Origin of the sequence: Kribbella jiaozuonensis (genome assembly GCF_005233875.1) — a bacterium.
Lineage (GTDB): Bacteria > Actinomycetota > Actinomycetes > Propionibacteriales > Kribbellaceae > Kribbella > Kribbella jiaozuonensis.
The window spans coordinates 531,356-554,752 of sequence record NZ_SZPZ01000007.1 but is presented as its reverse complement, the minus strand read 5'-3'; the positions used below and the strand labels follow the sequence as shown (position 1 = coordinate 554,752).

Genomic DNA, 23,397 nt, shown 5'->3' with positions numbered 1-23,397 from the left:
GACTGCTGATGAGACTGACAAGTGCGCTTGCGGGCGCTGCGGTGATGGTGGCCGGTGTACTGGTCGCCACTGCACCGGCCGACGCGGCCGTTGCGCCGGTGAGCACCAAGGGTCCGTGCGGTTACACGTCGACCCCGGACGATCCGCCGGCGCGGCCGGTGTCGTTGCCGCCGGATCCGAAGCACACGCCGGACAAGGGGATCGTCAAGGTCCTCGTCGCGACCAACCAGGGCCCGATGCTGCTGTCGCTGGACCGGGCCAAGGCGCCGTGCACGGTGCAGAGCTTCCTGCACCTGGCGAAGAGCCGGTTCTACGATTTCACCACCTGCCACCGGCTCACGCTCTACCCGACCCTGAAGGTGCTGCAGTGCGGCGACCCGAGCGGTACGGGCGAAGGCGGGCCGGGCTACTCGTACAAGGACGAGTTGCCGACCGGTCTGCCGAACTGGCCGACCGATCCGACAGGTGTCAGCAAGGTGTACGCGCGGGGCACGCTCGCGATGGCGAACGCCGGACCGGACACCAACGGGTCGCAGTTCTTCCTCGTGTTCGCCGACTCGCGGCTGCGTCCGGACTACACGATCTTCGGCTCGGTCGACCGGGTCGGGCTCAGCGTGCTCGACCGCGTGGCTGCCGGCGGAGTGGTACCGACGGCCGACGACCCGGCTCCGGTCGACGGTGCGCCGGTCCGCAAGACCGACATCCTCATCGCGCGCTCACTCGGCGTCTGGTGAGGTAACGGCCTCGCCGCCGTCCTCCGCGAGGGCGGCGGCGACCTGCCGCGAGTTGGCCGCGAACTCGTCGTCGGGGATCTTCGGCAGCATGTCGTCCCAGGCCGCGATCATCGCGCCGCGGAGCTGCATCATGCCGAGCGGTCGCGCCATGAACCACACGTGGAAATGCTCGCTGCCGTCACCCCACCGGTTGAAGTGCGTCCGCGCGACGCTGTCGATCCCCTGGATCGCCTTCGCCACCCGCTGGATCATCGGCCCGAGCGTCGCCGTCAGCTCGGGTGGCAGGTTGTCGAGCCGGTAATGCTCCTGCGGCTCGAGCAGCGCCACGAACGGCAGTCCGGTCGGCCCGAACGTCTTCAACGACCACTGCTCGTCCCGCCAGATCACGTATCCGTCCGGATCCGCACACTTCGCGCACGGCTTCCCGCCGGTCTCTCCACCCCGCGGCGGCTCCGGCAACTCGGGCTCGGCTAGCGGTACTACCTGCACGTCACCCTCGAACGGGAAGAACGGGTGACCGAGCAAGGGCTCGGCCGACATGCGCTCGCCGTACGGAAGTCTGCGGTGGTACTCGGAAGGCAGCATGCACCGCACTCTGCCGGAGAATCGGTTCATGGAGAAGCCGGAGTTGGCGACGTTGCTGGACCTCGAAGCGCATCCCGAGGGCGGCTGGTATCGGGAGACGTGGCGGTCGGGAGTCGAGTTCGAGCCGGAGGGGTACGACGGGGTGCGGGCGAGTGCGACCGCTATCTACTTCCTGCTGGCGCCGGGGGAGGAGTCGCGGCTGCATCGGGTGCGGTCGGCAGAGATCTGGTTGTGGCACTCCGGCGGGCCGCTGACGTTGGAGTACGACGACGAGTCCGTCGTACTCGGACCGGATGTGCAGGCGGGGCAGCAGCCGCAGGTGGTGATCCCGCCCGGCGCATGGCAGGCAGCCCGGCCCGCGGGTGACGAGGCCGTGCTGGTGTCGTGCATCGTCTCACCCGGCTTCGACTTCGCCGACTTCACGATGCAGTAGTGAGTGCCCCTGGCAACCGTTGCCAGGGGCATCAATCTACTCGAGGACCGTTGCCAGCGCCTCGTAGCCGGGGAGCAGGTCGATCCCTTCGCGTCCCAGTTGCTGGATCGCGACGTGGTCGGCACCTGCGTCCAGATGCGCCTTCAGGCCTTCGGCGACCTCGACCGCCGAGCCGTGCAGGACCATCGCGTCGACGAGCCGGTCGCTGCCGCCGTCGGCGATGTCGTCGTCGGTGAACCCGAACCGCTTGAAGTTCGAGGTGTAGTTCGACAGCTGCAGGTACGACGCCAGCCGGTCCCGCGCCGTCGCCCGGGCGACCTCCGGATCGGTCTCGAGCACGATCATCTGCTCCGGCGCCAGCAGTACGCCGCCGCCGAGGATCCGGCGCGCCTCCCGGGTGTGCTCCGGGGTCGTCAGGTACGGCAGTGCTCCGGCGGTCCGGGCGCCGGCGAGTTGCAGCACCTTCGGCCCGAGCGCGGCCAGCGCCCGCCGGTCGGCCGGCACCTTCGCGTCGTCCAGCTCGTCCAGGTAGCTGACGATCGTCTCGTACGGCGACCGGTAGTCGTCGTTCCGCTCACGGTGACCGATCCCGACGCCGAGCAGGAACCGGCCCGGGTGCTCGTCCTCCAGCCGGTGGTACGACGCGGCGACGTCGGCGGCCGGCGACTTCCACATGTTCACAATGCTGGTGCCGACAGCAACCGAAGTCGTTGCGGCGAGCAACACCTCGGCGTCGCGCAGGCCGGTGTCGGGCGACGCGCCCAGCCACAGCGTGCCGTACCCCACTTGCTCCAGTCCCGCCGCCAGTTCCGGGCCGAAGTGCTGGGGCCCGTGCCAGACCCCGTACCGTCCCAGTTCGACTGCCACGCCGTACTCCTCTCGTCGACCAACTCAGCGCACAACCCGGGGCGGACGGGCTCCGTTCCAAGCATCCCTGACCCCAACGAATGGCCGTCAATGATCGTTGCCGAATCAGCGGTGACCGACCGTAGCCGGATCACTTCTTCTCCGTGGGGTCATCTTCTGGGAAAGGTACTGTCAAGATCAGACCATCCCGTCGGGTGGTATGAACCGGAGAGGCTTACACTCGGCAGCGACCTAGCGGCACACCCCTCAACCGCCGGGCCCGCGGACACAACGACGTGAGCCGCACACCTGGAACGTGAAAGAAGGGCAAGTTGTGAAGGTCGGAGTACCGAAGGAAGTCAAGAACCACGAGTACCGGGTGGCGATCACCCCGTCCGGTGTGCACGAGTTCGTGCGCAGCGGGCACGAGGTGCTGATCGAGCAGGGGGCGGGTGACGGTTCGCTGATCCCGGACGAGGAGTTCGTCGCGGCCGGGGCGCGGATCGTGCCGGCGGCCGACGACGTCTGGGCCGACGCGGAGCTGGTGCTCAAGGTGAAGGAGCCGGTGGCGGAGGAGTACCACCGGATGCGCAAGGACCAGGTGCTGTTCACGTACCTGCACCTTGCTGCCAGCCAGGAGACGACCGACGCGCTGCTCAAGTCCGGCATCACCGGCATCGCCTACGAGACCGTGCAGCTTCCGGACGGCACCCTGCCGCTGCTGGCGCCGATGAGCGAGGTCGCCGGCCGGCTGGCCCCGCAGTCCGGTGCGTACCACCTGATGGCGCAGGGCGGCGGCCGCGGCGTGCTGCTCGGCGGCGTGTCCGGCGTACACCCGGCCCGTGTGGTCGTCCTCGGAGCGGGTGTCTCCGGGATGAACGCGGCCGCGATCGCGCTCGGCATGCAGGCGCAGGTGCAGCTGTTCGACCGCAACATCGCCCGGCTGCGGCAGGCCGACCAGATCTACCAGGGCCACCTGTTGACGATCGCCTCGAACGCGTACGAGATCGAGCGCGCCGTCCTCGAGGCCGACCTGGTCATCGGTGCGGTGCTGGTGGTCGGTGCGAAGGCGCCGAAGCTGGTCACCAACGACATGGTCAGCCGGATGAAGCCCGGCAGTGTGCTCGTCGACATCGCGATCGACCAGGGCGGCTGCTTCGAGGACTCACGTCCGACCACGCACGCCGACCCGGTGTACCGGGTCCACAACTCTCTGTTCTACTGCGTTGCCAACATGCCCGGTGCGGTGCCGAACACGTCGACGTACGCGCTCACCAACGTGACGCTGCCGTACGCGATCGACCTGGCGAACCTGGGCTGGCGGGAGGCGCTGAAGTCGGACCACAGCCTCGCACTCGGCCTGAACACGTTCGACGGTCACGTCACCTACGGCCCGGTGGCCGAGGCCCACGACCTGTCCCAGTTGAAGCTCGACGAGGTGCTGGTCTGAGCATCAGCAGGGCAGTTGGCACCTACCTGGACCACCTCACGGTGGAGCGCGGCCTGGCCGCCAACACTCTGGCGTCGTACCGGCGTGACCTGCGCCGGTACGACGGCTACCTCGCCTCCGCCGGGGTCGACGACCTCGGCCGGATCACCGAGGCCGTCGTCAGCGACTTCCTGATGCGGCTGCGCGAAGGCGACGCGGACCATCCGCCGCTGACCGCCTCGAGCGCCGGGCGGACAGTTGTCGCGGTCCGCGGGTTCCACAAGTTCTGTGTACGCGAGGGGCTGGCCGCGGTGGACCCTGCGGCGGCCGTGAAGCCGCCTGTACCGCCGCAGCGGCTGCCGAAGGCACTGTCTGTCGACGAGGTGACCCGGATCCTCACAGCGGCCGCTGGCGCCGAGGCCGAGCCGGCTGTTCTGGCCACTCGGGACGCTGCTCTTCTGGAGTTCCTGTACGGCACCGGAGCCCGCATCTCCGAGGCAGTCGGCCTGGACGTCGACGACATCGACCTGGACGCCGGTGCGGTCCTGCTGCGAGGCAAGGGCAGCAAAGAGCGGGTAGTACCCGTCGGCTCGTACGCCCGCGACGCCCTGTCGGCGTACCAGGTCCGTGGCCGCCCCGACCTGGTGTCGCGCGGTCGTGGCACCCATGCGCTCTTCCTGAACGCCCGCGGCGGCCGCCTGTCCCGCCAGAGCGCTTGGACGGTACTGCGTCGCGCTGCGCAGCGGGCCGGGATCTCGAAGGAGATCTCCCCGCACACGCTGCGTCACTCGTACGCAACCCACCTGCTGGACGGCGGGGCCGACGTACGCGTCGTCCAGGAGCTCCTGGGACACGCGTCCGTCACGACGACGCAGGTGTACACCCTGGTCACCGTCGACAAGCTGCGTGAGGTCTACGCGACCTCGCACCCCAGAGCGCTGTCCTCTTAAGGTTCACCGCGTGAGTGAACAGACGGGGGCGGCCGAAGAGCGGCACGCGAGCTGGCTGGAGTTGTTCTTCGATCTGACGGTGGTTGCCGCGGCCGCGCAGATCTCGCATCGGCTGCACGGTGCCGCGACGATCGGGCAGGTCGCCATCTGCGCGGCGATGTTCTACGCGATCTGGAGCGTGTGGACGGCGACCAGCGTCTACGCCAACGTCGCGGGGGAGCACACGAGGCGGCGAGCGGTACTGCGGACGATGCTCGGCATCGGGGTGATGGCAGCCTCCGTACCCGGCGTCTGGCCGGGACTGCTGCCGGACCACGGCGACGAGCCACACGGTGGCAGCCGGACCATCGCGTTCACTGTCGCGTTCCTGGTCTGTCGGGGTATCGCTGCGGGCTCGGCCAGCCGGGACGGGAAGGTGATCGGCTTCTGGCCGGCTACGCAGGGTGTCATGGCTGCGCCCTGGGTCGTCGCGCTGTTCGTCCCGGCGGAGACGGCGTACTGGCTGTGGGCCGGCGGGATCGCCGCCGACCTGATGTTCTCCGTGATGGGTGCTCGCAACCCGAAGGCGATGGAGCAGCGGGCGACCAGCATCCGCCGCCAGCAGGAACAGGAGCAGTTCCGGGACCGGCTGTTGCGCCGCCTGTGGCGCGGGCGTCACGAGGAGGCACCGGCGAAACCGCCGTTGATCACGACCGCGCAGGTCGAGCGGGGGCACCTGGACGAGCGGCTCGGGCTGTTCGTGATCATCGTGCTCGGCGAGGCGTTGGCGCAGGTGGTCGCCGCGAACACCGAGATCGACTGGGACTGGCGGGTCGGTCTGGCCTCGCTGGCGGCGTTCTGGCTGCTGATCGAGCTGTGGCAGCTCACGACGCTGTACGGGTTCACGCCGGCACCCCGCAGTACCACTCCGCTCGAGCCGTGGGCCGCATTGCTCGCCCACCTCGTCGTCACCGGGGCAATCGTCGCCATGGCGGCCGGACTGGGCGGACTGATCCCGGAGGCCGGGGAGCATCTGGAGACGAAGGAGCGCTGGTACCTGTTCGGGGGGCTCGCGCTGTACTTCGTGATCAGCGGTGTGGCCGGTGTCATCGGGAGAGTGCGGCTGCGCTGGTTCCTCGGCTGGCAGATCCCGTGTCTGCTCGTGTCGGTCCTGGTCGCCGCGCTGGGGCACTCGCTGCCGGCGTACGGGCTGGCTGTCGTCGCGGCCGCCGTACCGACGTGGTTCTACAGCTACAACCGGCTCGTGCAAGGGTAGACCCCGGTGCTCGGGTTTCCGGGACGGTGTGCGATCATCTGCTCACGGCCGGTAACTCGGAGTGGGTGATCGGCCAGGTTCGGAGCTTTGTCGACAAACAGCCCCACCCCGGTGCGGAGTGGCTGGTTGAGAGTGCTTGAATGCACGCTTACAGTCGCTGGGATCGCCCGTATCGGTTGAAAGGTTTGACGAGTCATGAACGAGTCGACATTCCCGGGCACCGAGCACGTGACCGACCACCTTTCGGGCCGCATCCCGGGGCACCACCCGACCCCGGAGCCGGCCCAGCCGTTCAGCACGCCACCCCGCCCGGTGACGACGCCCCGGGCGCTGCCCGACAACTATGCGGAGATGCCGAAGCCGACGGCCAAGCTCACCGCGGAGGACCTTGCACCCGTGAACGACCCGAACGGCCCGCGTCACAAGATCGGGCCGACCGGCCGGCCGCTGCCGGACCTGCCGGTGCCGCAGCCACCCGCCAAGACCGGCCCGGCGCAGGTGATCGCGATGTGCAACCAGAAGGGCGGCGTCGGTAAGACGACGACCACGATCAACCTCGGCGCGGCGATCGCCGAGACCGGTCGCAAGGTGCTGCTGATCGACTTCGACCCGCAGGGGTCCGCCTCGATCGGCCTCGGCGTACAGCCGCACGACCTCGAGCTGTCGGTCTACAACCTGCTGATGCAGCGCGACATCACGCCGGACGAGGTGATCCAGCCGACCCGGGTGGAGAACCTCGACCTGCTGCCGGCCAACATCGACCTGTCCGCGGCCGAGGTGCAGCTGGTCCAGGAGGTCGCCCGCGAGTACACGCTGCAGCGGGTGCTGGACCCGATCATCCCGAACTACGACGTGATCCTGATCGACTGCGCCCCGTCGCTCGGTCTGCTCACGGTGAACGCGCTGACCGCGTCGAACGGCATCGTCGTACCGCTGGAGTGTGAGTTCTTCGCGCTCCGCGGCCTGGCCATGCTGACCGACACGATCGCCAAGGTGCAGGACCGGCTGAACCCGAAGCTCGAGATCGTCGGGATCCTCGGCACCATGTTCGACGGGCGTACGACGCACGCCCGGGAGGTCCTCGACCGGGTGGTCCAGGCCTTCGACGAACGCGTCTTCCACACCGTCATCCGGCGTACCGTCAAGTTCCCCGAGACCACGGTCGTCGGCGAACCGATCACGACGTACGCCCCCTCGTCCCAAGCGGCTACGCAGTACCGCGACCTTGCCAAGGAGGTGCTGGCGCGTTGTCCCGCCGGGTGAGCCTGCCAGGTGCCAGTGAACTCTTCGGGGGTGCGGCACCGAAGCAGACCAGACCCGAGAAGCGCACCACCACTGACGGACCGTCCACCGTACGGTCCCGTACGACGGTCGTCGACGACCGGAAGTCGAGTGGTCGGATCCGTCACGACACGAAGATCACCGTGTACGTGACGGAGGAGGAGCTGCTCGGCTTGGAACAGACCAGACTTGCGCTGCGCGCGGAGCACGGCCTGACGGCCGACCGCGGCCGGATCGTCCGCGAGGCGATCGACGTCCTGCTGGCCGACTTCGTCGACCACGGGCCGGACTCGGTGCTGGTCCGGCGGCTGCGCGCGTCCGAAGACCGCGCCGCGGACCGGGCCGCGGAGCTCAAGGGCCCGGAGTGACGGTGTCCTCGGACTCGTTACCACTGGACCTCGGCGCCGACGACACGTCGGCCGTTGCTGAGGGCAAGGGGTTCAGTGTTCACCTGGTGAACTTCGAGGGCCCGTTCGACCTGCTGCTGCAGCTGATCTCGAAGCACAAGCTCGACATCACCGAGATCGCGCTGTCGGTGATCACGGACGACTTCATCGCGCACATCAAGGCGCTGGGGTCGGAGTGGGATCTGGACCAGACGTCGGAGTTCCTGCTGATCGCGGCGACGCTGCTCGACCTGAAGGCGGCGCGGTTGCTGCCGAAGGGCGAGGTCGAGGACGACGAGGACCTCGCGCTGCTCGAGGCGCGGGATCTGTTGTTCGCGCGGCTGCTGCAGTACCGGGCGTTCAAGCAGATCGCGGCGCTGGTGCAGGAGCGGATGGCGGCCGAGTCGCGGCGGTTCCCTCGGGCTGTGGGGGTGGAGCCGCGGTTCGCTGAGTTGCTGCCTGAGGTGTTGCTGGGGCTTGATCCGGCCGGGTTGGCGGCGCTCGCGGCGCGGGCGATGGCGCCGAAGAACGACGTACCTGAAGGGGTTTCGCTCGCGCACCTGCATGCGCCGGCGGTGACGGTGCGGGAGCAGGCGATCGTGATCGTGGATCGGTTGCGGCGGCAACGGAGTACGACGTTCCGGGCGCTGGTGTCGGACTCGCCGGACACGGTGACGACGGTGTGCCGGTTCTTGGCGTTGTTGGAGTTGTTCCGTGAGGCTGCGGTTTCGTTCGACCAGGTGACGCCGTTGGGGGAGCTGACGATCCGGTGGACCGGTACGGACGAGGGCGAGATCGACGTCAGCGACGAGTTCGACGAGGAATCCAAACCGGTGGACGAATCCGGTGAGGCGCCGGTAGTTGCCGAGGACACCGACTTCCTGGAACCCGGCGAGAGCCTGACCGACGAATCCGACATCCCCCCGCCCCCCGCATCCGACGAGACGGCAAACCAGTGACCGACCAAACCAACACCCCCGAGTCCTCCGTACATGTTGAGGAGCAGGCCGTGACGGCCGTTCCCGACGCGCAGGAAGAAACCGCGCCGGAGCACTCGTCCGTCGTAGACGACGCCGCGGACGAGCCGGACACCGCAGGCGAGCAGGTCGACGCGGAGGATGCCGCGGGTGAACACCTCGACGGGGACGGCGCCGCAGACGGGCAAGTTGCTGCTGACGCTTCCGCGCAGAAGGCGGCAGACGTGCAGACGGACGCAGACGGCTCGGTGGGCGAGCAGGTCGACGCGGATGATGCCTCCGACGAGCAGGTAACTGCGGAGGAGCAGGTCGGTGCCGAGGGCGTGACGGAGCACGCGGCTGAGGCAGCAGGCTCCGCGCAGGCGGACGAGCAGGCTGCCGAGGACGAGCAGGTCGGTGCCGAGGAGCATGCGGCCGACGCGGAGAGCTCCGCGGAGGAGGCGGCTGACGCGGAGGGGTCGGCCGGCGGCGTGCTGGTGGATGAGGAGCATTTGCCGCCGGGGCAGACTGAGGTGCCGGTGGGGGATGAGGTTGTTGTTGATGACGACACCATGCGGCGGGCGATCGAGGCGATCCTGATGGTGACAGACGAGCCGTTGCCGGTGCTCACGTTGGCGCGGGCTGTCGGGCGGCCCACCACGGATGTTGCGAATGCGCTGGGGACGCTGGCGGAGGAGTACACCGAGCAGGGGCGCGGGTTCGACCTGCGTGAGGTGGGCGGGGGCTGGCGGTACTACACCCGCGCCGAGGCAGCGCCGTACGTCGAACGCTTCGTCCTCGACGGCCAGCAGGCGAGGCTCACGCAGGCGGCGCTGGAGACCTTGTCTGTGGTCGCGTACAAGCAACCGGTCAGCCGGGCGCGCGTGTCCGCCATCCGCGGGGTGAACGTCGACGGCGTCATGCGCACGCTGGTCGCCCGCGGGCTGGTCGAGGAGGCAGGCGCCGACACGGAGTCCCAGGCCACGCTGTACCGCACCACGACGTACTTCTTGGAACGCATGGGCATGCAGTCCCTCGACGATCTCCCCGAGCTAGCCCCGTACCTCCCCGACATGGACGACATAGAGGACGAACTAGCCGCCCAATCCCTCCCACCCGCCCCCTCACCAGACGAAGCCACCTCCACAACAGCCGAAGACTCTCCCCAGGACGCCGACTCCACAGAAACCCCCGAGCCCGACGAGTCGGAACAAACCGCCCTGACGCAACCGGCGGACGACGCCGAGCACGCGGAGCCGGAGTACGCCGACCACGCGGCGGAGCCGGAGTACGCCGAGCCGGCGCAGCACGCGACGGACGCCCAGGCCGAGTACCCCGAGCTGGCGCAGGACACGGTCGGCATGCACGACGCGAGCGGCGACGACGCGCAGGAGGCTGGCGCCGAGGTGGATGACGCACCGACGGCTGGTGCGGAGTTCGAGCAGGCGGAGTACGTCGACTCGACGGAGAACGCTGAGCAGGCGGAGGACATCGCAGAGGCGGAGGGCGTCGAGGAGGCGGGCGTGGAGTCTGCCGGCGATGCCGAGCCGGCTGCGGAGGGCTCGGCGTACGACGTGGATGTGGAAGGCGACTTGGGTGTTTTGACGCAGGGTGAGGGTGTGCGGGATGGGGGATGAGGGTGGGGTTCGGTTGCAGAAGGTTTTGGCTCGGGCGGGGGTGGCTTCTCGGCGGAATGCTGAGTTGCTGATCGAGGAGGGGCGGGTTGAGGTTGACGGCAGGGTGGTGACGGAGTTCGGGGTTCGGGTGGATCCTGAGACTGCGGTCATCCGGGTCGACGGCGAGCGGATCCCGCCGGTGAGTGCGAACGTCTACCTCGTCTTCAACAAGCCGCGCGGCGTCGTGAGCACCATGTCCGACCCGCAAGGCCGCCCCTGCATCACCGACTACGTGCAGGACCGCCCCGAGCGCCTCTTCCACATCGGTCGGCTCGACACCGACACCGAAGGGCTTCTGCTCCTCACCAACCACGGCGAGTTCGCCCACCGTCTCGCGCACCCGTCGTACGAAGTCTCCAAGACGTACGTCGCCGAGGTCGACGGCAACGTCAAACCCGGCGTACTGCGAACCCTCCTCGACGGCATCGAGCTCGACGACGGCCCGGCCCGCGCGGACACGGTGAAGATCGTCTCGACCGTCCCCGGCCGCACCCTCGTCGAGATGAGCCTGCACGAGGGCCGCAACCGCATCGTCCGCCGCATGTTCGACGCGGTCGGCCACCCGGTCAAGCGCCTCACGCGTACCGCGATCGGCCCGGTCCGCCGCGGCAACCTCCACACCGGCGAACTCCGCGACCTCAACCAGAAAGAACTAGGCCAACTCCTCGACCTCGTCGACCTCTAGCCCCAGACTGGTCCCGACCAGGGGAGGACGTCATGTGGGCAGTCATCGGGGTGTGGGACATCGATCCGGAGCTGATCGACGGGCTGCGTGACCAGGTCCCGTTGATGGCGGCAAGCAAGATCGCGTTGCCCGGCTTCGTCCACGGGACCTGGACGCAGGACGGGCACATGATCCAGGTGTACGAGGACGAGACGAGCGCGCGCAGCTACCACCAAGCGATGCTCGACCAGGGCGCGGTCGACCGCCCCGGCATTCGCAGTGTCGTCTGGCACGTCTCCGAGGTCGGCGCCGAGTCCGACACCACCGGCTGGACCGCCCGCGACGGCGAACGCCACGACCCCTCGGACCAGCCGGCGGCGACCCACTAGCCCAGGTTGGCTTCCTCGGGCAGCACGACCTGGTCGACCATGCGCTGGATCTGCTCGGCCGGCAACGCGACCGCGAGCGCCCAGAAGTAGATCACCAGACTGAAGACCGCCGTCACCAACATGTCCCACCACAGCGGGAACCACGGGTGCTTCAACGGGCCGAAGTCGCTCAGATACACGATCAGCCCCATCCCGACCAGGTACGCCGGCAACCACTGCGCCGCGCGGAGATCCAGCTGCGGCATGATCGGGTTGAGCTTGAAGACCCGGTTGGCGATCAGGATCACGTACCCGAGCAGGATCGCCACGCCGAGCTTCCAGTCCGTCATCCACCCGGACCACAGGATCAGCAGGTTCGCGACCACGAACGCCAACGGCGACAACCACGTTGCCCCAGGCAACCGGTATGGCCGATGCGCGGTCGGCAGCCGGCGCCGGAACACCCCGAGCGACAACGGCGCACCGGCGTACATCAGCACGCTCGCGCTCGTGATCAACCCGACCAGTGAACGCCAGCTCGGGAACGGCAGGAAGCAGATGCACCCGATGATGAACGCGGTGATCAGCCCGACCCACGGTACGCCGCGCCTGTTGGTCCGCTCGAACACCGACGGCACGTACCCGTTCCGGCTCAGCCCGTACGACACCCGCGAACTCCCGGTGATGTAGATCAGCCCTGTCCCACCAGGCGAAACCACCGCGTCGATGTACAGGATCGTTGCCAACCACCCCATACTCAGCAACGTCGCAACCTGCGCGAACGGCCCCGTCATCGTCGTGTACGCCGCGTGCGCCCACATGCCCTGGATCTGGTCCTTCGGCAGTGCCGCGATGAACACGATCTGCAGCAGGATGTAGATGACCGCACCGATCACGATCGACCCGATCACCGCGCGGGGGATGTCGCGCCGCGGGTTGCTGCTCTCGCCGGCCAGCTGGTCGGCCTGTTCGAAGCCGAGCAGCGCGAAGATGATGCCGCTGGTCGACACCGCGGACAGGATGCCCTTGGCGCCGTACGGGTTGAAACCGTCCGCGGCGGTGAAGTTGCTGCCGTGGAACTGGACCACGGCCAGCGCGAAGATCGTCAGCAGCGGGATGCCGACCTTCCACCACGTCGCCACGCTGTTGGTCCGCGCGAGCAGCCGGATGCTGAGGAAGTTGATCGCGGTGACCGCGGCCATCAGCAACACCGCGACCACGATCCCGGACGCGGTCAGGATGTGCTGGCCGTTCTTGGTCTTCAGCCAGCCGCTGGCGAACGAGTAGTGCTGGCCGTAGGTGATCATCGCCAGCACCTCGATCGGCGCGACGGTTGCCGCCTGCAACCAGGAGAACCAGCCGAACGACGCTCCGGCCGCGCCGCCGAACGCGTAGTGCGGGAAGCGCGCCGTACCGCCGGAGACCGGGTACATGCCGCCGAGCTCCGCGTGCACGAGCGCCAGGATCAGGATCGCCGTACCGCCGATCACCCAGGAGATGATCGCCGCGGGGCCGGCGGTGGACAGGGCGCCTTGCGCGCCGAACAACCAGCCGGAGCCGATGATCGATCCCTCGGACGCCCAGATCAGACCGACGAAGCCGATGTCACGCTTCAGGCCCGGCCGGCTCTGCCGAGCGGAGGGTACTGCTGCAGATGTGGCCATACTCAGTACCATGGCCCGCGCCGTCCGGTGGTGCAGTGAAGCTGTCCGCCGTCCCGGACCCCTGCCAGCCGGTACCCCAGCTACCCACTGACCGGCAACGGAGTTGGGTGCCTGCTGCGACGACGGGACGCGGCGGCGATCGCATGCTGGGCAGGAGAGAACCCTGCGGCGATCACGAAGGACGCACCATGCGAACACCAAGAGCTGTCGCGCTGACCGGACTCACCCTGACACTGATGGCGGGTCTGGTTGCCTGTGGCAATAACAACAACAATTCGTCCGGGAGCAGCACCACGCCGCCGCCGAACACGAAGGTCGGTGTACTGCTTCCCGACACGGCGTCCTCGCCCCGCTGGGTCTCGGCCGATCCGAACGAGCTGCGCAAGCAATGTACGGCGAACAAGCTCACCTGCTACATCGACAACGCGAACAACAGCGCGACGACGATGGAGTCCCAGGCCCAGGCGCTGATCAACCAGGGCGTCGGCGTCCTGCTGGTGACGAACCTCGACTCCGGCTCCGGCAAGGCGATCGAGTCGCTGGCCAAGCAGCACAACGTGGTGGCGATCGACTACGACCGCCTGACCACCGGCGGTACGGCGGAGTACTACGTGTCGTACGACAACGTGAAGGTCGGCGAGGACCAAGGTACGGCGCTGACCGCGTGCCCGCAGGTCGCGGGTAAGGCTGCCGTCGGGTACGTCGACATCGACGGCGCGCCGACCGACAACAACGCGACGTTGTTTGCCCAGGGCTACAACTCCGTACTGTCGAAGCAGGCCGGCTGGAAGAAGCTCGGCGAGCAGACCGGCAACTGGGACCCGGCGACCGCGCAGACCGTGTTCACCACGATGCTCGGCAAGAACCCGACCCTGAACGCGGTGATGGTTGCCAACGACACCATGGCGCAGTCCGTCATCAACGTGCTGAAGTCGCAGGGTCTGGCCGGCAAGGTCGCGGTCTCCGGACAGGACGCCACTGCAGGCGGTCTGGACAACGTGATGGCCGGCACTCAGTGCTTCACGATCTACAAGCCGGTCGCCGGTGAGGCCGATGTCGCGATCAAGCTCGCGGGCCAGATCCTGTCCGGCCAGAAGCCGACCGCCCCGGCCACGATCAAGGACCCGACCAGCGGGCGCGAGGTCCCGTCGTACCTGGCCGATCCGACGGTGATCACCAAGAAGAACGTGGCGCTGCCGGTGACGGACGGCTACGAGACGGCGGCGTCGGTGTGCCCGACTCCCGCGCTCGTGAAGCTCTGCAACGAGAACGGCATCCACACCCCGTGAAAACACTCGAACTGCGAGGCGTCGGCAAGTCGTTCGGTCCGGTCGTGGCGCTGTCGGAAGTCGACTTCAGCGCCGAGGCCGGCGACGTGACCGCCCTGGTCGGCGACAACGGAGCGGGCAAGTCGACACTGGTCAAATGCATCGGCGGTATCCACCGCATCGACGCCGGCGAGATCCTGGTGGACGGTGAGCCGCAGCAGCTGCACGAACCGCGGGACGCGGCGCGGCTCGGCATCGAGATCGTCCACCAGGACCTGGCCCTGGCGGACAATCTCGATGTCGTCGGCAACATGTTCCTCGGCCGCGAACGCGTCGGCCGGCTGCGTACGCTCGACGAGAACACGATGGAGAAGCTCGCCTCGCAAACCCTTGCCTCGTTGGGGGTCCGGACGGTTCGGTCGGTCCGCCAACGGGTCGCGAGCCTATCGGGTGGCCAGCGGCAGACGGTGGCGATCGCGAAGTCGGTGCTGTGGAGTTCGAAGATCGTCATCCTCGACGAGCCGACCGCGGCACTCGGCGTCGCCCAGACCGAGCAGGTGCTGGACCTGGTACGCCGGTTGGCCGATCGCGGCGTCGCCGTCGTACTGGTCTCGCACAACATGAACGACGTCATGCAGGTCGCCGACTCGATCGCCGTCCTGTTCCTGGGCCGGATGGCCACCCAGGTACGACGCAAGGACGTGACCCAGACCCAGGTCGTCGAGCTGATCACCAGTGGCCGGTCCGGTGAACTCGGACTGCCGGCCGAGTCGAGGGGAGCGACCCAGTGAACGCCCAGGCCGGACCGGCGGTCGCCGACGAGACATCTCACCGCAAGCCCGTCCAGGGTCCGCTCAGCGCCTATATCCGCGACTACCTGGCGAGGTTGCGGGGCGGCGAGCTCGGATCGGCTCCGGCGATCGTCGGACTGGTCGTGATCACCGCCTTCTTCGCCATCGTGCACCAAGGATTCCTGAGCGCGTACAACCTCGAGGCGCTGGTGATCCAGGCCGCCCCGATCATCGTGATGGCGATGGGGCTGGTCTTCGTCCTGCTGCTCGGCGAAATCGATCTGTCCGCCGGCACGACCGGTGGACTGTGCTCGGCGATCATGGCCGTGCTGTTGTTGCGGCACGGGCAGCCGTGGTGGATCGGCGTACTCGCAGGTCTTGCGACCGGGCTGGTGATCGGGTTCGTGATGGGGTGGTTGCGGGCGCGGGCCGGCATTCCGTCGTTCGTGATCACGCTCGCGACGTTCCTGGCGTTCCAGGGGCTGACGCTGATCCTGATCGGCGGCCAGGGCTCGGTGATCCTGCCGACCGGTTCACCGTTGATCTCGTTGGAGAACAGCTTCGTGCCGATCTGGCTGGGCTGGACGCTGCTGGGGATCTTCGTTCTCGGGTACGCCGCCGTCAAGCTGATCGATGCGCGCGGACGACGCGAGAGTGGACTGCCTGCGACGCCGGTCGTCGTGATCGTGGCGAAGGTGATTGCGGTCGCCTTGCTCGGCAGCGCGTTCACGTACGAGATGGGGATCAACCGCAACCTCATCACCAACGCGTTCTTCAGCAACAAGGCCCAGGGCGAGCCGTGGGCCGTCGTACTGCTGGTGCTGTTGTTCGTGATCTGGCATTTCACCCTCAGCCGCACCCGCTACGGCAGGCACGTGTACGCCGTCGGCGGCAACGAGGAGGCTGCTCGTCGCGCCGGCGTCGTGGTGTCGCGGATCCGGATCTCGGTCTTCGTGATCTGCTCCGGTATGGCGGCCATCTCGGGCGTGGTTGCGGCGTCGCTCCTGCAGTCGGTGCAGTCGAACGCAGGCGCCGGGAACACCCTGCTGCTGGCAGTCGGCGCAGCAGTCATCGGCGGTACGTCATTGTTCGGCGGCCGCGGGCGGATGATCGACGCCGTACTCGGCGGCCTGGTGGTTGCCGTGATCATCAATGGCATGAGCGACCTGATCCAGGGCTCGAACTCGTCGGGCTACGAGTGGGTCGTCACCGGCGCAGTCCTCTTGCTGGCTGCTGGATTCGACGCCGTGGTACGCCGCGGCCGCTCGACCTAGACCCGGTCCAGCAGCCGCTGGATCGCGGCGGCGGACAGGTTCGTCTTCGGCACGAAGCCGATCGCAGGGCTCGCGGCAATCAAGTCCGCGTAGTCCTGCTCGGCGTGCGTGGAGATCAGGATCATCGGCGGCGGTGAGCTGGCCGACCGCAGGTGTGCGATCAGGTCGAAGCCGCTCTCTTCGCCGAGGTCGATGTCAACGAGTACGACGTCCGGCCGCAGGTCCTCGACCAGCTCACCGGCCTCGGCGGCCGACGTCGCCGTACCGACGACTGTGACGCCTTCGCGCACGAGCAGACCGCGCGCCGCATCGAGGAAGTGCCGGCTGTCGTCGACGATCAGGCACCGCATGGACCAAGCATTGCAGGCACACAACGCGGTGGCATTCCTGCTGCCTGTACTACACGGTGATAGGCAGCGCGACCGAGAGCGTAGTACCTGCTCCTGTTGGGCTGTCGACCAGCAACGTGCCACCGAGAGCCTGCACCCGGTCGTCGAGCCCGATCAGCCCGGAGCCCCTTGTCGGGTCCGCGCCGCCACGTCCGTCATCGCGGACTCGCAGTAGCAGCTTGCCGTCCGCAACGTCGGCTTCGATGAGTACGACGGACGCGTCGGCATGCTTCGCCGCGTTGGTGAGTGCTTCGGATACGACGTAGTACGTGGCTGCTTCGATCGGCGCCGGGAGGCGGGTCGTGAAGCCGACCGTGACTTCCGCCGGGACCTTCGACCGGCGCGCGAGCATCCGCAGCGCCGGGCCGATGCCGCCCTCGGACAGGATCGCGGGATGGATGCCTCGGGCAATCTCTCGCAATTCGTCCAGGGTCGACGCCAACCCGTCGGCCACCTTGTCCAGCTCCACGACCGGGGTGTCCGCCTGGATCGCCCGTACGTCGAGGGTCAGCGAGACGAGCCGCTGCTGGATCCCGTCGTGCAGATCGCGTTCGATCCGGCGCCGGGTCTCGTCCGCCGACCGCACGATGCGCGCTCGCGACGCGGCCACGTCGGCACTCGCCGCGCCGAGCGAGGTCGCCATCGTGTTGAACGTACGCTCGAGCGTGCGGATCTCACCGACGCCCGTTTCCGGCACGCGTACGCCGAGGTCGCCCGCTGCGAGCTGCTTCGCCATCGCCGCCGTGACACGCACTGGCCGCACGATCGCGCGGGTCAGGTAGATCGTGAAGCCCAGGATGAGTACAACGGAACCGGCCAGCCCGACGACCGCGGCAAGAACTGCCTGATTGGCGACCGAGTCCGAGTGCTGTTGCTCGGTCACCGACAACTGCTGCTCGGAGCCGATCAGCTGGTCGAGCACCGAGCGGATCTGAGCCACCCGCTGCGCGCCCTCGGCAGTAGCAGCCTCGGTCCGAGCAGCATCCGGGTCGAGACGCGCAGCCTCGATCTCCGGCATCGAGTAGTCATGCAGGTACGACGTGACGCTCTGGCTCACCTGTTCCGCCCGCGTGAGCTCATCCGGGCTGCCGGCAACCAACTGCTGCAACGCCGCGGTCTGCGCCGGCAGCTGTGCCTGCGCCGACTGCCACGGCTGCAGGAACTTCTCCTGACCGGTGATCACGAAGTCGCGCTGGCCGGTTGCCAGGTCGCTGACCAGCCGCTCCACCTGATGCGCACTGGTGAGCACAGTCGCGGTGTGCCGGGCCTGGTGCTCCGACGTGCGCAGTCCCTGCACCGAGATGAGCAGCACCACGAACCCGGAGCCGACCAGCACCATCAACAGCCCGCTCGCGACCAGCACCCGCCGGGCGACTCCGCCGATCACGTCGCCCTCATGTCGCCGGGCGGTGCACGCCGTCCAAGTAGGTGAGTACGGCCAGCACACGGCGGTGGTCGTCGTCGGTCTCGGGCAGGTCGAGCTTGGTGAGGATGCTGCGGACGTGCTTCTCGACGGTGCCCTCGGCAACCCACAGCCGCCGCGCGACACCGGCGTTCGAGCGGCCCTCGGCGACCAGCGAGAGGACCTCCCGCTCGCGCTCGCTGAGAGCGGCCAGCGGGTCATGCCGGCGCCGGGCGTCGACCAGCTCCCGGACCAGCGCCGGATCCACCACCGACCCGCCGCGCGCGACCCGGCGCAGACTCTCGAGGAACTCGTCGACGTCCGTCACCCGGCTCTTGAGCAGGTAGCCGACCCCCTGCCCGGCAGCCATCAGCTGGAGCGCGTGCTCGACCTCCACATGCGCCGACAGCAGCAGTACGGCGGTCTCCGGGTGCTCCCGGCGGATGACGTCGGCCGCGTCGAGCCCCTCCGTCGAGAGACCGGGTGGCATCCGGATGTCGACGATGACGAGCTCCGGCCCCTCGCGTCGTACCAGCTCCAGCAGGTCCTCGGCGTTGCCCGCGGTACCGAGCACGGCGAAGCCGGACCGCTCGAGCAGACTGGCCAGACCTTCGCGCAACAGCACGTCGTCGTCTGCGATAGCCACTCGGGTCCGGCCCACGTCTGCCCCTCGATCGCCCAGCTGAGTCTGGTGAGTTCCAGTGTGGCACCGGAAACTCACCAGACAATCGGCCTCACTCGCCGGACAGCTGGTCGTAGTCCTGGGTGTCGTCGTAGTACCGCGAGTAGGCGACCTCACCGAACGTGCGCGGCACCTTGCCGAGACCCTTGATCACGGTCGCCGTCCCGTTGGCGTGCCCGATCGTGTAGAGGTACGGCGCTCCGGTCTCCTTGTCGACGCCCAGCAGCATCGTCCCGGTCCCGCACTTGGAGGCCACCAGCGCGTCGAACCCCTGCCAGGTGGTCCGCCGTACGACCTTCACCACCGGCTTGCCCGTCACCGGGATCCGGATCGTGTAGAGCGCACCGGCGCGGGTGTTGGCGAGGAAGGTGTCGTACGTGGCGGTCTGGCTGATCAGCGTCATCGTCTTGACCGCACTGAACCCGGCGTACGTCGCCTTGCGGGTGAACGACGTGCCGTCGACGGTCCAGCGCAGGATGTTGTCACCGATGACGGCGTACGCGCTGTTGCGGGCCAGTTTGTTGCCGATGTTGTAGCGGGAGTTCTCGATGTACCGCGCGTCGCCCCAGCCGCCGCCCACCGGCGTCCGCTTCACCGACGCCGGATCGACCTCGCCGCTGAAGCCCTTCACGTCGTACGTGAGCAGGTTGAGTGTGGAGCCCAGTACGACGTACTGACGCCGGCTGACTCCGGACTGGTCGGCGTTGACCTGGAGACCGAGCCCACCGGCCACCTTGATCTGGTTGTCCGGCATCAGGTCCTTGCCGCCCCAGGTGCTCGCGCCGGCGCTGGGCGGGACGGTCCCCGACAGCACCCGGAGGATGAGGTCCCCACCGCTCGTCGTCGAGCCCAGCGCCAACTGGCAGAACGGCGGTGGCGCCGTCGTACCAGCACTCGCCGGTGCGGCCTGGACCAGCGCCCCGGCAGCCATCACTACCCCCAGCAGCCCAGCTGCACGTTTCTTCATCCTGCTCACTCCCCGTAGAGAAGGTCGTCGGCCTCAGAGCTGCCGGCGAAGTATCGGAAGTACGTCTTGTCCTCGGGCCCGACGAGCTGGTCGCCCACCTTGCCCAGACCCTTGATGACCGTAGCGGTGCCGTTTGCGTGGCTGACGGCGTACAAGTAGCCGGTGCGGGTGTCCTTGTCGATGCCCAGCAGCAGAGTGCTCTGCTTGCCACACCTCTCGGCGATCAGCGTGTCGAAGGCCTGCCAGGTCGACGTACGCACCTTCTTGACCACCGGGGCGCCGCTCACCGGGATCCTGATCGTGTAGAGCGCCCCACCCCTGGTGTTGGCCAGGAAGGAGTCGTACGTGGCGGTCTGGCTGATCAGCGCCATCGTCTTCACCGCCGAGAACCCGCTGTACGCCGCTTTGTTGCGCCAGGCCGATCCCTCCACGGTCCAGCGCGTGATCACGTCGTCCTGCAGGGCATAGGTGTTCGTGCGGGTGCGGGTTCCGTAGAACGTCGACTGATCCAGGTACGTCTGATGGATCCAGCCGCCACCCACCCTCGACTTCACGTACGACGTGGGGTCGAGCTGACCGGTGCTGTTGTCGATGGCGTAGCTGAACCGGTACAGGTCGGTCCCGATCGTCACGTAGCCGCGGCTGAGCATGGCCGACGGCGGATCCGGCTCCCAGCCGAGCGACGACGCGAGCCGCACCTGGTCCACCGGGAACAGCCCCTTCGGGCGGACGACAGGTGTGCCGGCGGTCACCGGTGACGTCGCCGTGATCGTCTGGAACTTGTGATCGCCCTGCACCGTCACCGTGCCCAGGGTGAGGCTGCAGGCCGCGCTTGCCTGTGCACTCGCGGCCTGAGCCGACCCGGGCACCAGGGCGGCCGCCACCATCGTCGCGCCGAGCATCCCCGCCGCGATCCGAAGTCTCGTCATGGCCGAAAGGCTAGGGCTCGCTGGACGACCCGGTAGACCGGTTTGCATCCGTCAGGCGCCCGTCAGGTTGGTGCCGGCGGTGTAGTAGCGGAAGTACGAGTCCGTGGCCGGGAAGGTCGTCGGGACCTTGCCGAGGCCCTTGATGACGGTTGCTGCGCCGTTGGCGTGGCCGACGGCGTACAGGTAGCCGGAGCCGGTGTCCTTGTCGATACCGAGCAGCAGGGTGCCGTAGTTGCCACACTTCTCCGCGATCAGCGTCTCGAAGCTCTGCCACGTCGAGGTGCGCACCTTCGTGACCACGGGCTTACCGGAGCCGGTCTGCACCTTGACGGTGTAGAGCGCGCCGCCGTTAGTGGTGGCCAGGAAGGTGTCGTAGGTGCTGCCCTGACCGATCAGCGTCATCGTCTTGACCGCCTTGAAGCCACCGAACGTCGTGTAGTACCTCCAGCCGCTCGAGGTCACCGTCCACCGGGCGATCAGCCCGTCGGTGAACTGGTTGATCAACGAGTAGGCATTGGACCGGCTGAGCTCGACATACTTGTGCAGGTCGTCCCAGCCGCCACCGACCAGCGTCTGCTTCAGAGTCCCCGGCACGATCGCCGTACCGGTGCCGTCGGTGATGTAGCTGGTGCCGTACAGCTGCACGCCGACGACGGCCAGACCGGTGCGCTCTTCGCCGGCCGGTACGACGAGTTCGGTGCGGACTGCGGTGGGCAGGTGTGCCTTGCCGTCCGGATAGAGGTCTTTCGGGCCGACCTGGCGGGCGCCGGCCGACGGGGTCGCGGTGATGGTCTGCTGGGTGTGGTCGCCACTCGGGGTGATCGAGCCCAGTCGCATCGAGCAGACTGCCGATTGGCTCGTCGTACTGGCTGTGGCCGGTGTGGATACCAGGGTGCCGGCGGCCAGCACTCCGGTGGCGATCGCGCCGAGCGCCCGCCTGTTCTTGGTCATGTAGAAGTCCTTCCTCGCAACCAACTCGATGCGGGCGGACAGCTGATTGTTGCGTCGCGAAGGTGCATCAAAGGGGTAACGCCGGACGACGGCGCGCCTGAGATCTGGCCCGCTTGTCGGAACCGCGCCGTAGTGTGGGTGATGTGAACCGGCGAATCTTCGGTCTGGAGAACGAGTACGGCGTGACCTGTACGTTCCGCGGGCAGCGACGACTGACCCCGGACGAGGTCGCGCGGTACCTCTTTCGGCGGGTCGTGTCCTGGGGGCGGAGCAGCAACGTCTTCCTCCGCAACGGGGCCCGGCTCTACCTCGACGTGGGCTCCCACCCGGAGTACGCGACCGGTGAGTGCGACTCGGTCACCGACCTGATCGCGCACGACAAGGCCGGTGAGCGGATCCTGGAGGGACTGCTGGTCGACGCGCAGAAGCGGCTGCACGACGAAGGCATCTTCGGCGACGTCTACCTGTTCAAGAACAACACCGACTCGGCCGGTAACAGCTACGGCTGCCACGAGAACTACCTGGTCTCCCGGCACGGCGACTTCGCCAAGCTGGCCGACGTGCTGATCCCGTTCCTGGTCACCCGGCAGCTGATCTGCGGCGCCGGCAAGGTGCTGCAGACGCCGCGCGGCGCGGTGTACTCCGTGTCGCAGCGGGCCGAGCACATCTGGGAAGGGGTCTCCAGCGCGACCACCCGGTCCCGGCCGATCATCAACACTCGCGACGAGCCGCACGCGGACGCCGAGCGGTTCCGCCGGCTGCACGTGATCGTCGGCGACTCGAACATGTCCGAGACCACCATGCTGCTGAAGGTGGCCAGCACCGACCTGGTGCTGCGGATGATCGAGGCCGGCATCGTGATGCGCGACCTGACCCTGGACAACCCGATCCGGGCGATCCGCGAGATCAGCCACGACATGACCGGCCGCCGCGAGGTCCGGCTGGCGAACGGCCGCGAGGCGTCGGCGCTGGACATCCAGACGGAGTACCTGACCAAGGCGCGCGACTTCGTCGACCGCCGCGAGCTCGGGACGCCGGCCGTCGAGCGGGCGCTGTCGCTGTGGGAGCGGACGCTGAAGGCGATCGAGTCCGGCGATATGTCCGGGATCGAGCGCGAGATCGACTGGGTGATCAAGTACCGGCTGATCGAGCGGTACCGCGCGCAGAACAACCTCGGTCTGGCCAGCCCGCGGGTGGCGCAGCTCGACCTGGCGTACCACGACATCCACCGGCCGCGCGGGCTGTACTACCTGCTCGAGCGCAAGGGCGCCGTCACCCGGGTCGTCGACGACCTGCGGGTGTTCGAGGCCAAGTCGGTGCCGCCGCAGACCACGCGGGCCCGGCTGCGCGGCGAGTTCATCAAGCGCGCGCAGGAGCGCCGCCGCGACTTCACCGTCGACTGGGTGCACCTGAAGCTCAACGACCAGGCCCAGCGCACCGTGCTGTGCAAGGACCCGTTCAAGTCCCACGACGAGCGGGTGGAGAAGCTGATCGCCAGCATGTAGGTGATCACTAAA

The 23,397-nt window shown here is 68.1% G+C and carries 24 protein-coding genes; 15 read left to right on the top strand and 9 right to left on the bottom strand.

Annotation, left to right across the window (positions count from 1 at the left end; all coding sequences use genetic code 11):
- Positions 1-8: 8 nt before the first annotated feature.
- Positions 9-734, top strand: a complete 726-nt coding sequence (locus tag FDA38_RS41175) for a peptidylprolyl isomerase (RefSeq protein WP_137259600.1) — start codon at positions 9-11, stop codon at positions 732-734.
- Here FDA38_RS41175 and FDA38_RS41170 read toward each other — a convergent pair.
- On the bottom strand, positions 717-1,319 hold the full coding sequence (locus FDA38_RS41170; RefSeq protein WP_137259599.1) for an HIT family protein: 603 nt from the start codon (positions 1,317-1,319) through the stop codon (positions 717-719). The genes FDA38_RS41175 and FDA38_RS41170 overlap by 18 nt on opposite strands.
- Between FDA38_RS41170 and FDA38_RS41165 the strand changes: the two genes are divergently transcribed.
- Positions 1,318-1,752: a cupin domain-containing protein gene (locus tag FDA38_RS41165; RefSeq protein ID WP_233715226.1), complete on the top strand. Its 435-nt coding sequence runs from the start codon at positions 1,318-1,320 to the stop codon at positions 1,750-1,752. The two genes, FDA38_RS41170 and FDA38_RS41165, sit on opposite strands and share 2 nt — an antisense overlap.
- 36 nt (positions 1,753-1,788) lie before the next feature.
- On the opposite strand, the gene FDA38_RS41160 is transcribed toward FDA38_RS41165, so the two are convergent.
- On the bottom strand, positions 1,789-2,619 hold the full coding sequence (locus FDA38_RS41160) for an LLM class F420-dependent oxidoreductase (RefSeq protein ID WP_137259598.1): 831 nt from the start codon (positions 2,617-2,619) through the stop codon (positions 1,789-1,791).
- A 313-nt stretch (positions 2,620-2,932) separates the two neighbouring features.
- Between FDA38_RS41160 and ald the strand changes: the two genes are divergently transcribed.
- The 9 genes from ald (at position 2,933) to FDA38_RS41115 (ending at position 11,584) form a co-directional block, all read left to right on the top strand.
- Entirely contained in the window at positions 2,933-4,048 is a 1,116-nt protein-coding gene (ald, locus tag FDA38_RS41155) for an alanine dehydrogenase (protein ID WP_137259597.1), read from the top strand.
- Positions 4,045-4,977, top strand: a complete 933-nt coding sequence (gene xerD / locus FDA38_RS41150; RefSeq protein ID WP_137259596.1) for a site-specific tyrosine recombinase XerD — start codon at positions 4,045-4,047, stop codon at positions 4,975-4,977. Before ald ends, xerD begins: the two co-directional genes overlap by 4 nt.
- 10 nt (positions 4,978-4,987) lie before the next feature.
- Complete coding sequence (locus FDA38_RS41145; protein ID WP_170990040.1) at positions 4,988-6,232, top strand: low temperature requirement protein A; 1,245 nt, start codon at positions 4,988-4,990, stop codon at positions 6,230-6,232.
- 195 nt (positions 6,233-6,427) lie between these two features.
- On the top strand, positions 6,428-7,495 hold the full coding sequence (locus FDA38_RS41140) for a ParA family protein (RefSeq protein WP_233715224.1): 1,068 nt from the start codon (positions 6,428-6,430) through the stop codon (positions 7,493-7,495).
- Positions 7,480-7,881 (top strand): hypothetical protein, encoded by a 402-nt coding sequence (locus tag FDA38_RS41135; protein ID WP_137259594.1) that lies wholly within the window; start codon positions 7,480-7,482, stop codon positions 7,879-7,881. Before FDA38_RS41140 ends, FDA38_RS41135 begins: the two co-directional genes overlap by 16 nt.
- 2 nt (positions 7,882-7,883) lie before the next feature.
- The gene (locus FDA38_RS41130; protein WP_233715236.1) at positions 7,884-8,858 is read left to right on the top strand and encodes a segregation and condensation protein A; all 975 of its coding nucleotides are present in this window, start codon (positions 7,884-7,886) and stop codon (positions 8,856-8,858) included.
- A gap of 50 nt (positions 8,859-8,908) precedes the next feature.
- A complete protein-coding gene (gene scpB / locus FDA38_RS43585; protein WP_325053148.1) occupies positions 8,909-10,492 on the top strand; it encodes an SMC-Scp complex subunit ScpB in 1,584 nt (527 codons plus the stop codon).
- Entirely contained in the window at positions 10,482-11,216 is a 735-nt protein-coding gene (locus FDA38_RS41120) for a pseudouridine synthase (protein ID WP_137259592.1), read from the top strand. Before scpB ends, FDA38_RS41120 begins: the two co-directional genes overlap by 11 nt.
- 32 nt (positions 11,217-11,248) lie before the next feature.
- Positions 11,249-11,584 carry a hypothetical protein gene (locus FDA38_RS41115; RefSeq protein WP_137259591.1) on the top strand — a complete coding sequence of 112 codons (336 nt, stop codon included), beginning with the start codon at positions 11,249-11,251 and terminating at the stop codon, positions 11,582-11,584.
- Here FDA38_RS41115 and FDA38_RS41110 read toward each other — a convergent pair.
- The gene (locus FDA38_RS41110) at positions 11,581-13,227 is read right to left on the bottom strand and encodes an APC family permease (RefSeq protein WP_137259590.1); all 1,647 of its coding nucleotides are present in this window, start codon (positions 13,225-13,227) and stop codon (positions 11,581-11,583) included. The genes FDA38_RS41115 and FDA38_RS41110 overlap by 4 nt on opposite strands.
- Before the next feature lie 188 nt (positions 13,228-13,415).
- On the opposite strand from FDA38_RS41110, the gene FDA38_RS41105 reads away from it, so the two are divergent.
- The 3 genes from FDA38_RS41105 to FDA38_RS41095 are packed head-to-tail and all read left to right on the top strand — an operon-like array spanning position 13,416 to position 16,560.
- Positions 13,416-14,516, top strand: coding sequence for a sugar ABC transporter substrate-binding protein (locus FDA38_RS41105; RefSeq protein WP_137259589.1), 1,101 nt, complete (start codon positions 13,416-13,418; stop codon positions 14,514-14,516).
- A complete protein-coding gene (locus tag FDA38_RS41100; protein WP_137259588.1) occupies positions 14,513-15,286 on the top strand; it encodes an ATP-binding cassette domain-containing protein in 774 nt (257 codons plus the stop codon). Before FDA38_RS41105 ends, FDA38_RS41100 begins: the two co-directional genes overlap by 4 nt.
- A complete protein-coding gene (locus FDA38_RS41095; RefSeq protein ID WP_137259587.1) occupies positions 15,283-16,560 on the top strand; it encodes a sugar ABC transporter permease in 1,278 nt (425 codons plus the stop codon). The genes FDA38_RS41100 and FDA38_RS41095 overlap by 4 nt, the downstream gene beginning before the upstream one ends.
- Here FDA38_RS41095 and FDA38_RS41090 read toward each other — a convergent pair.
- The 6 genes from FDA38_RS41090 to FDA38_RS41065 form a co-directional block, all read right to left on the bottom strand.
- Positions 16,557-16,910 (bottom strand): response regulator transcription factor, encoded by a 354-nt coding sequence (locus tag FDA38_RS41090; RefSeq protein ID WP_137259586.1) that lies wholly within the window; start codon positions 16,908-16,910, stop codon positions 16,557-16,559. The two genes, FDA38_RS41095 and FDA38_RS41090, sit on opposite strands and share 4 nt — an antisense overlap.
- Positions 16,911-16,959: 49 nt before the next feature.
- Entirely contained in the window at positions 16,960-18,336 is a 1,377-nt protein-coding gene (locus tag FDA38_RS41085; RefSeq protein ID WP_137259585.1) for a sensor histidine kinase, read from the bottom strand.
- A gap of 7 nt (positions 18,337-18,343) precedes the next feature.
- Positions 18,344-18,997 carry a response regulator transcription factor gene (locus FDA38_RS41080; RefSeq protein ID WP_233715223.1) on the bottom strand — a complete coding sequence of 218 codons (654 nt, stop codon included), beginning with the start codon at positions 18,995-18,997 and terminating at the stop codon, positions 18,344-18,346.
- Between the two features lie 88 nt (positions 18,998-19,085).
- Complete coding sequence (locus FDA38_RS41075) at positions 19,086-20,000, bottom strand: hypothetical protein (RefSeq protein ID WP_137259583.1); 915 nt, start codon at positions 19,998-20,000, stop codon at positions 19,086-19,088.
- A gap of 5 nt (positions 20,001-20,005) precedes the next feature.
- On the bottom strand, positions 20,006-20,929 hold the full coding sequence (locus tag FDA38_RS41070) for a hypothetical protein (protein WP_137259582.1): 924 nt from the start codon (positions 20,927-20,929) through the stop codon (positions 20,006-20,008).
- A gap of 51 nt (positions 20,930-20,980) precedes the next feature.
- Positions 20,981-21,880 carry a hypothetical protein gene (locus FDA38_RS41065; protein WP_233715222.1) on the bottom strand — a complete coding sequence of 300 codons (900 nt, stop codon included), beginning with the start codon at positions 21,878-21,880 and terminating at the stop codon, positions 20,981-20,983.
- A gap of 143 nt (positions 21,881-22,023) precedes the next feature.
- Between FDA38_RS41065 and pafA the strand changes: the two genes are divergently transcribed.
- Positions 22,024-23,385 carry a Pup--protein ligase gene (gene pafA, locus FDA38_RS41060; protein WP_130439232.1) on the top strand — a complete coding sequence of 454 codons (1,362 nt, stop codon included), beginning with the start codon at positions 22,024-22,026 and terminating at the stop codon, positions 23,383-23,385.
- Positions 23,386-23,397: the final 12 nt, after the last annotated feature.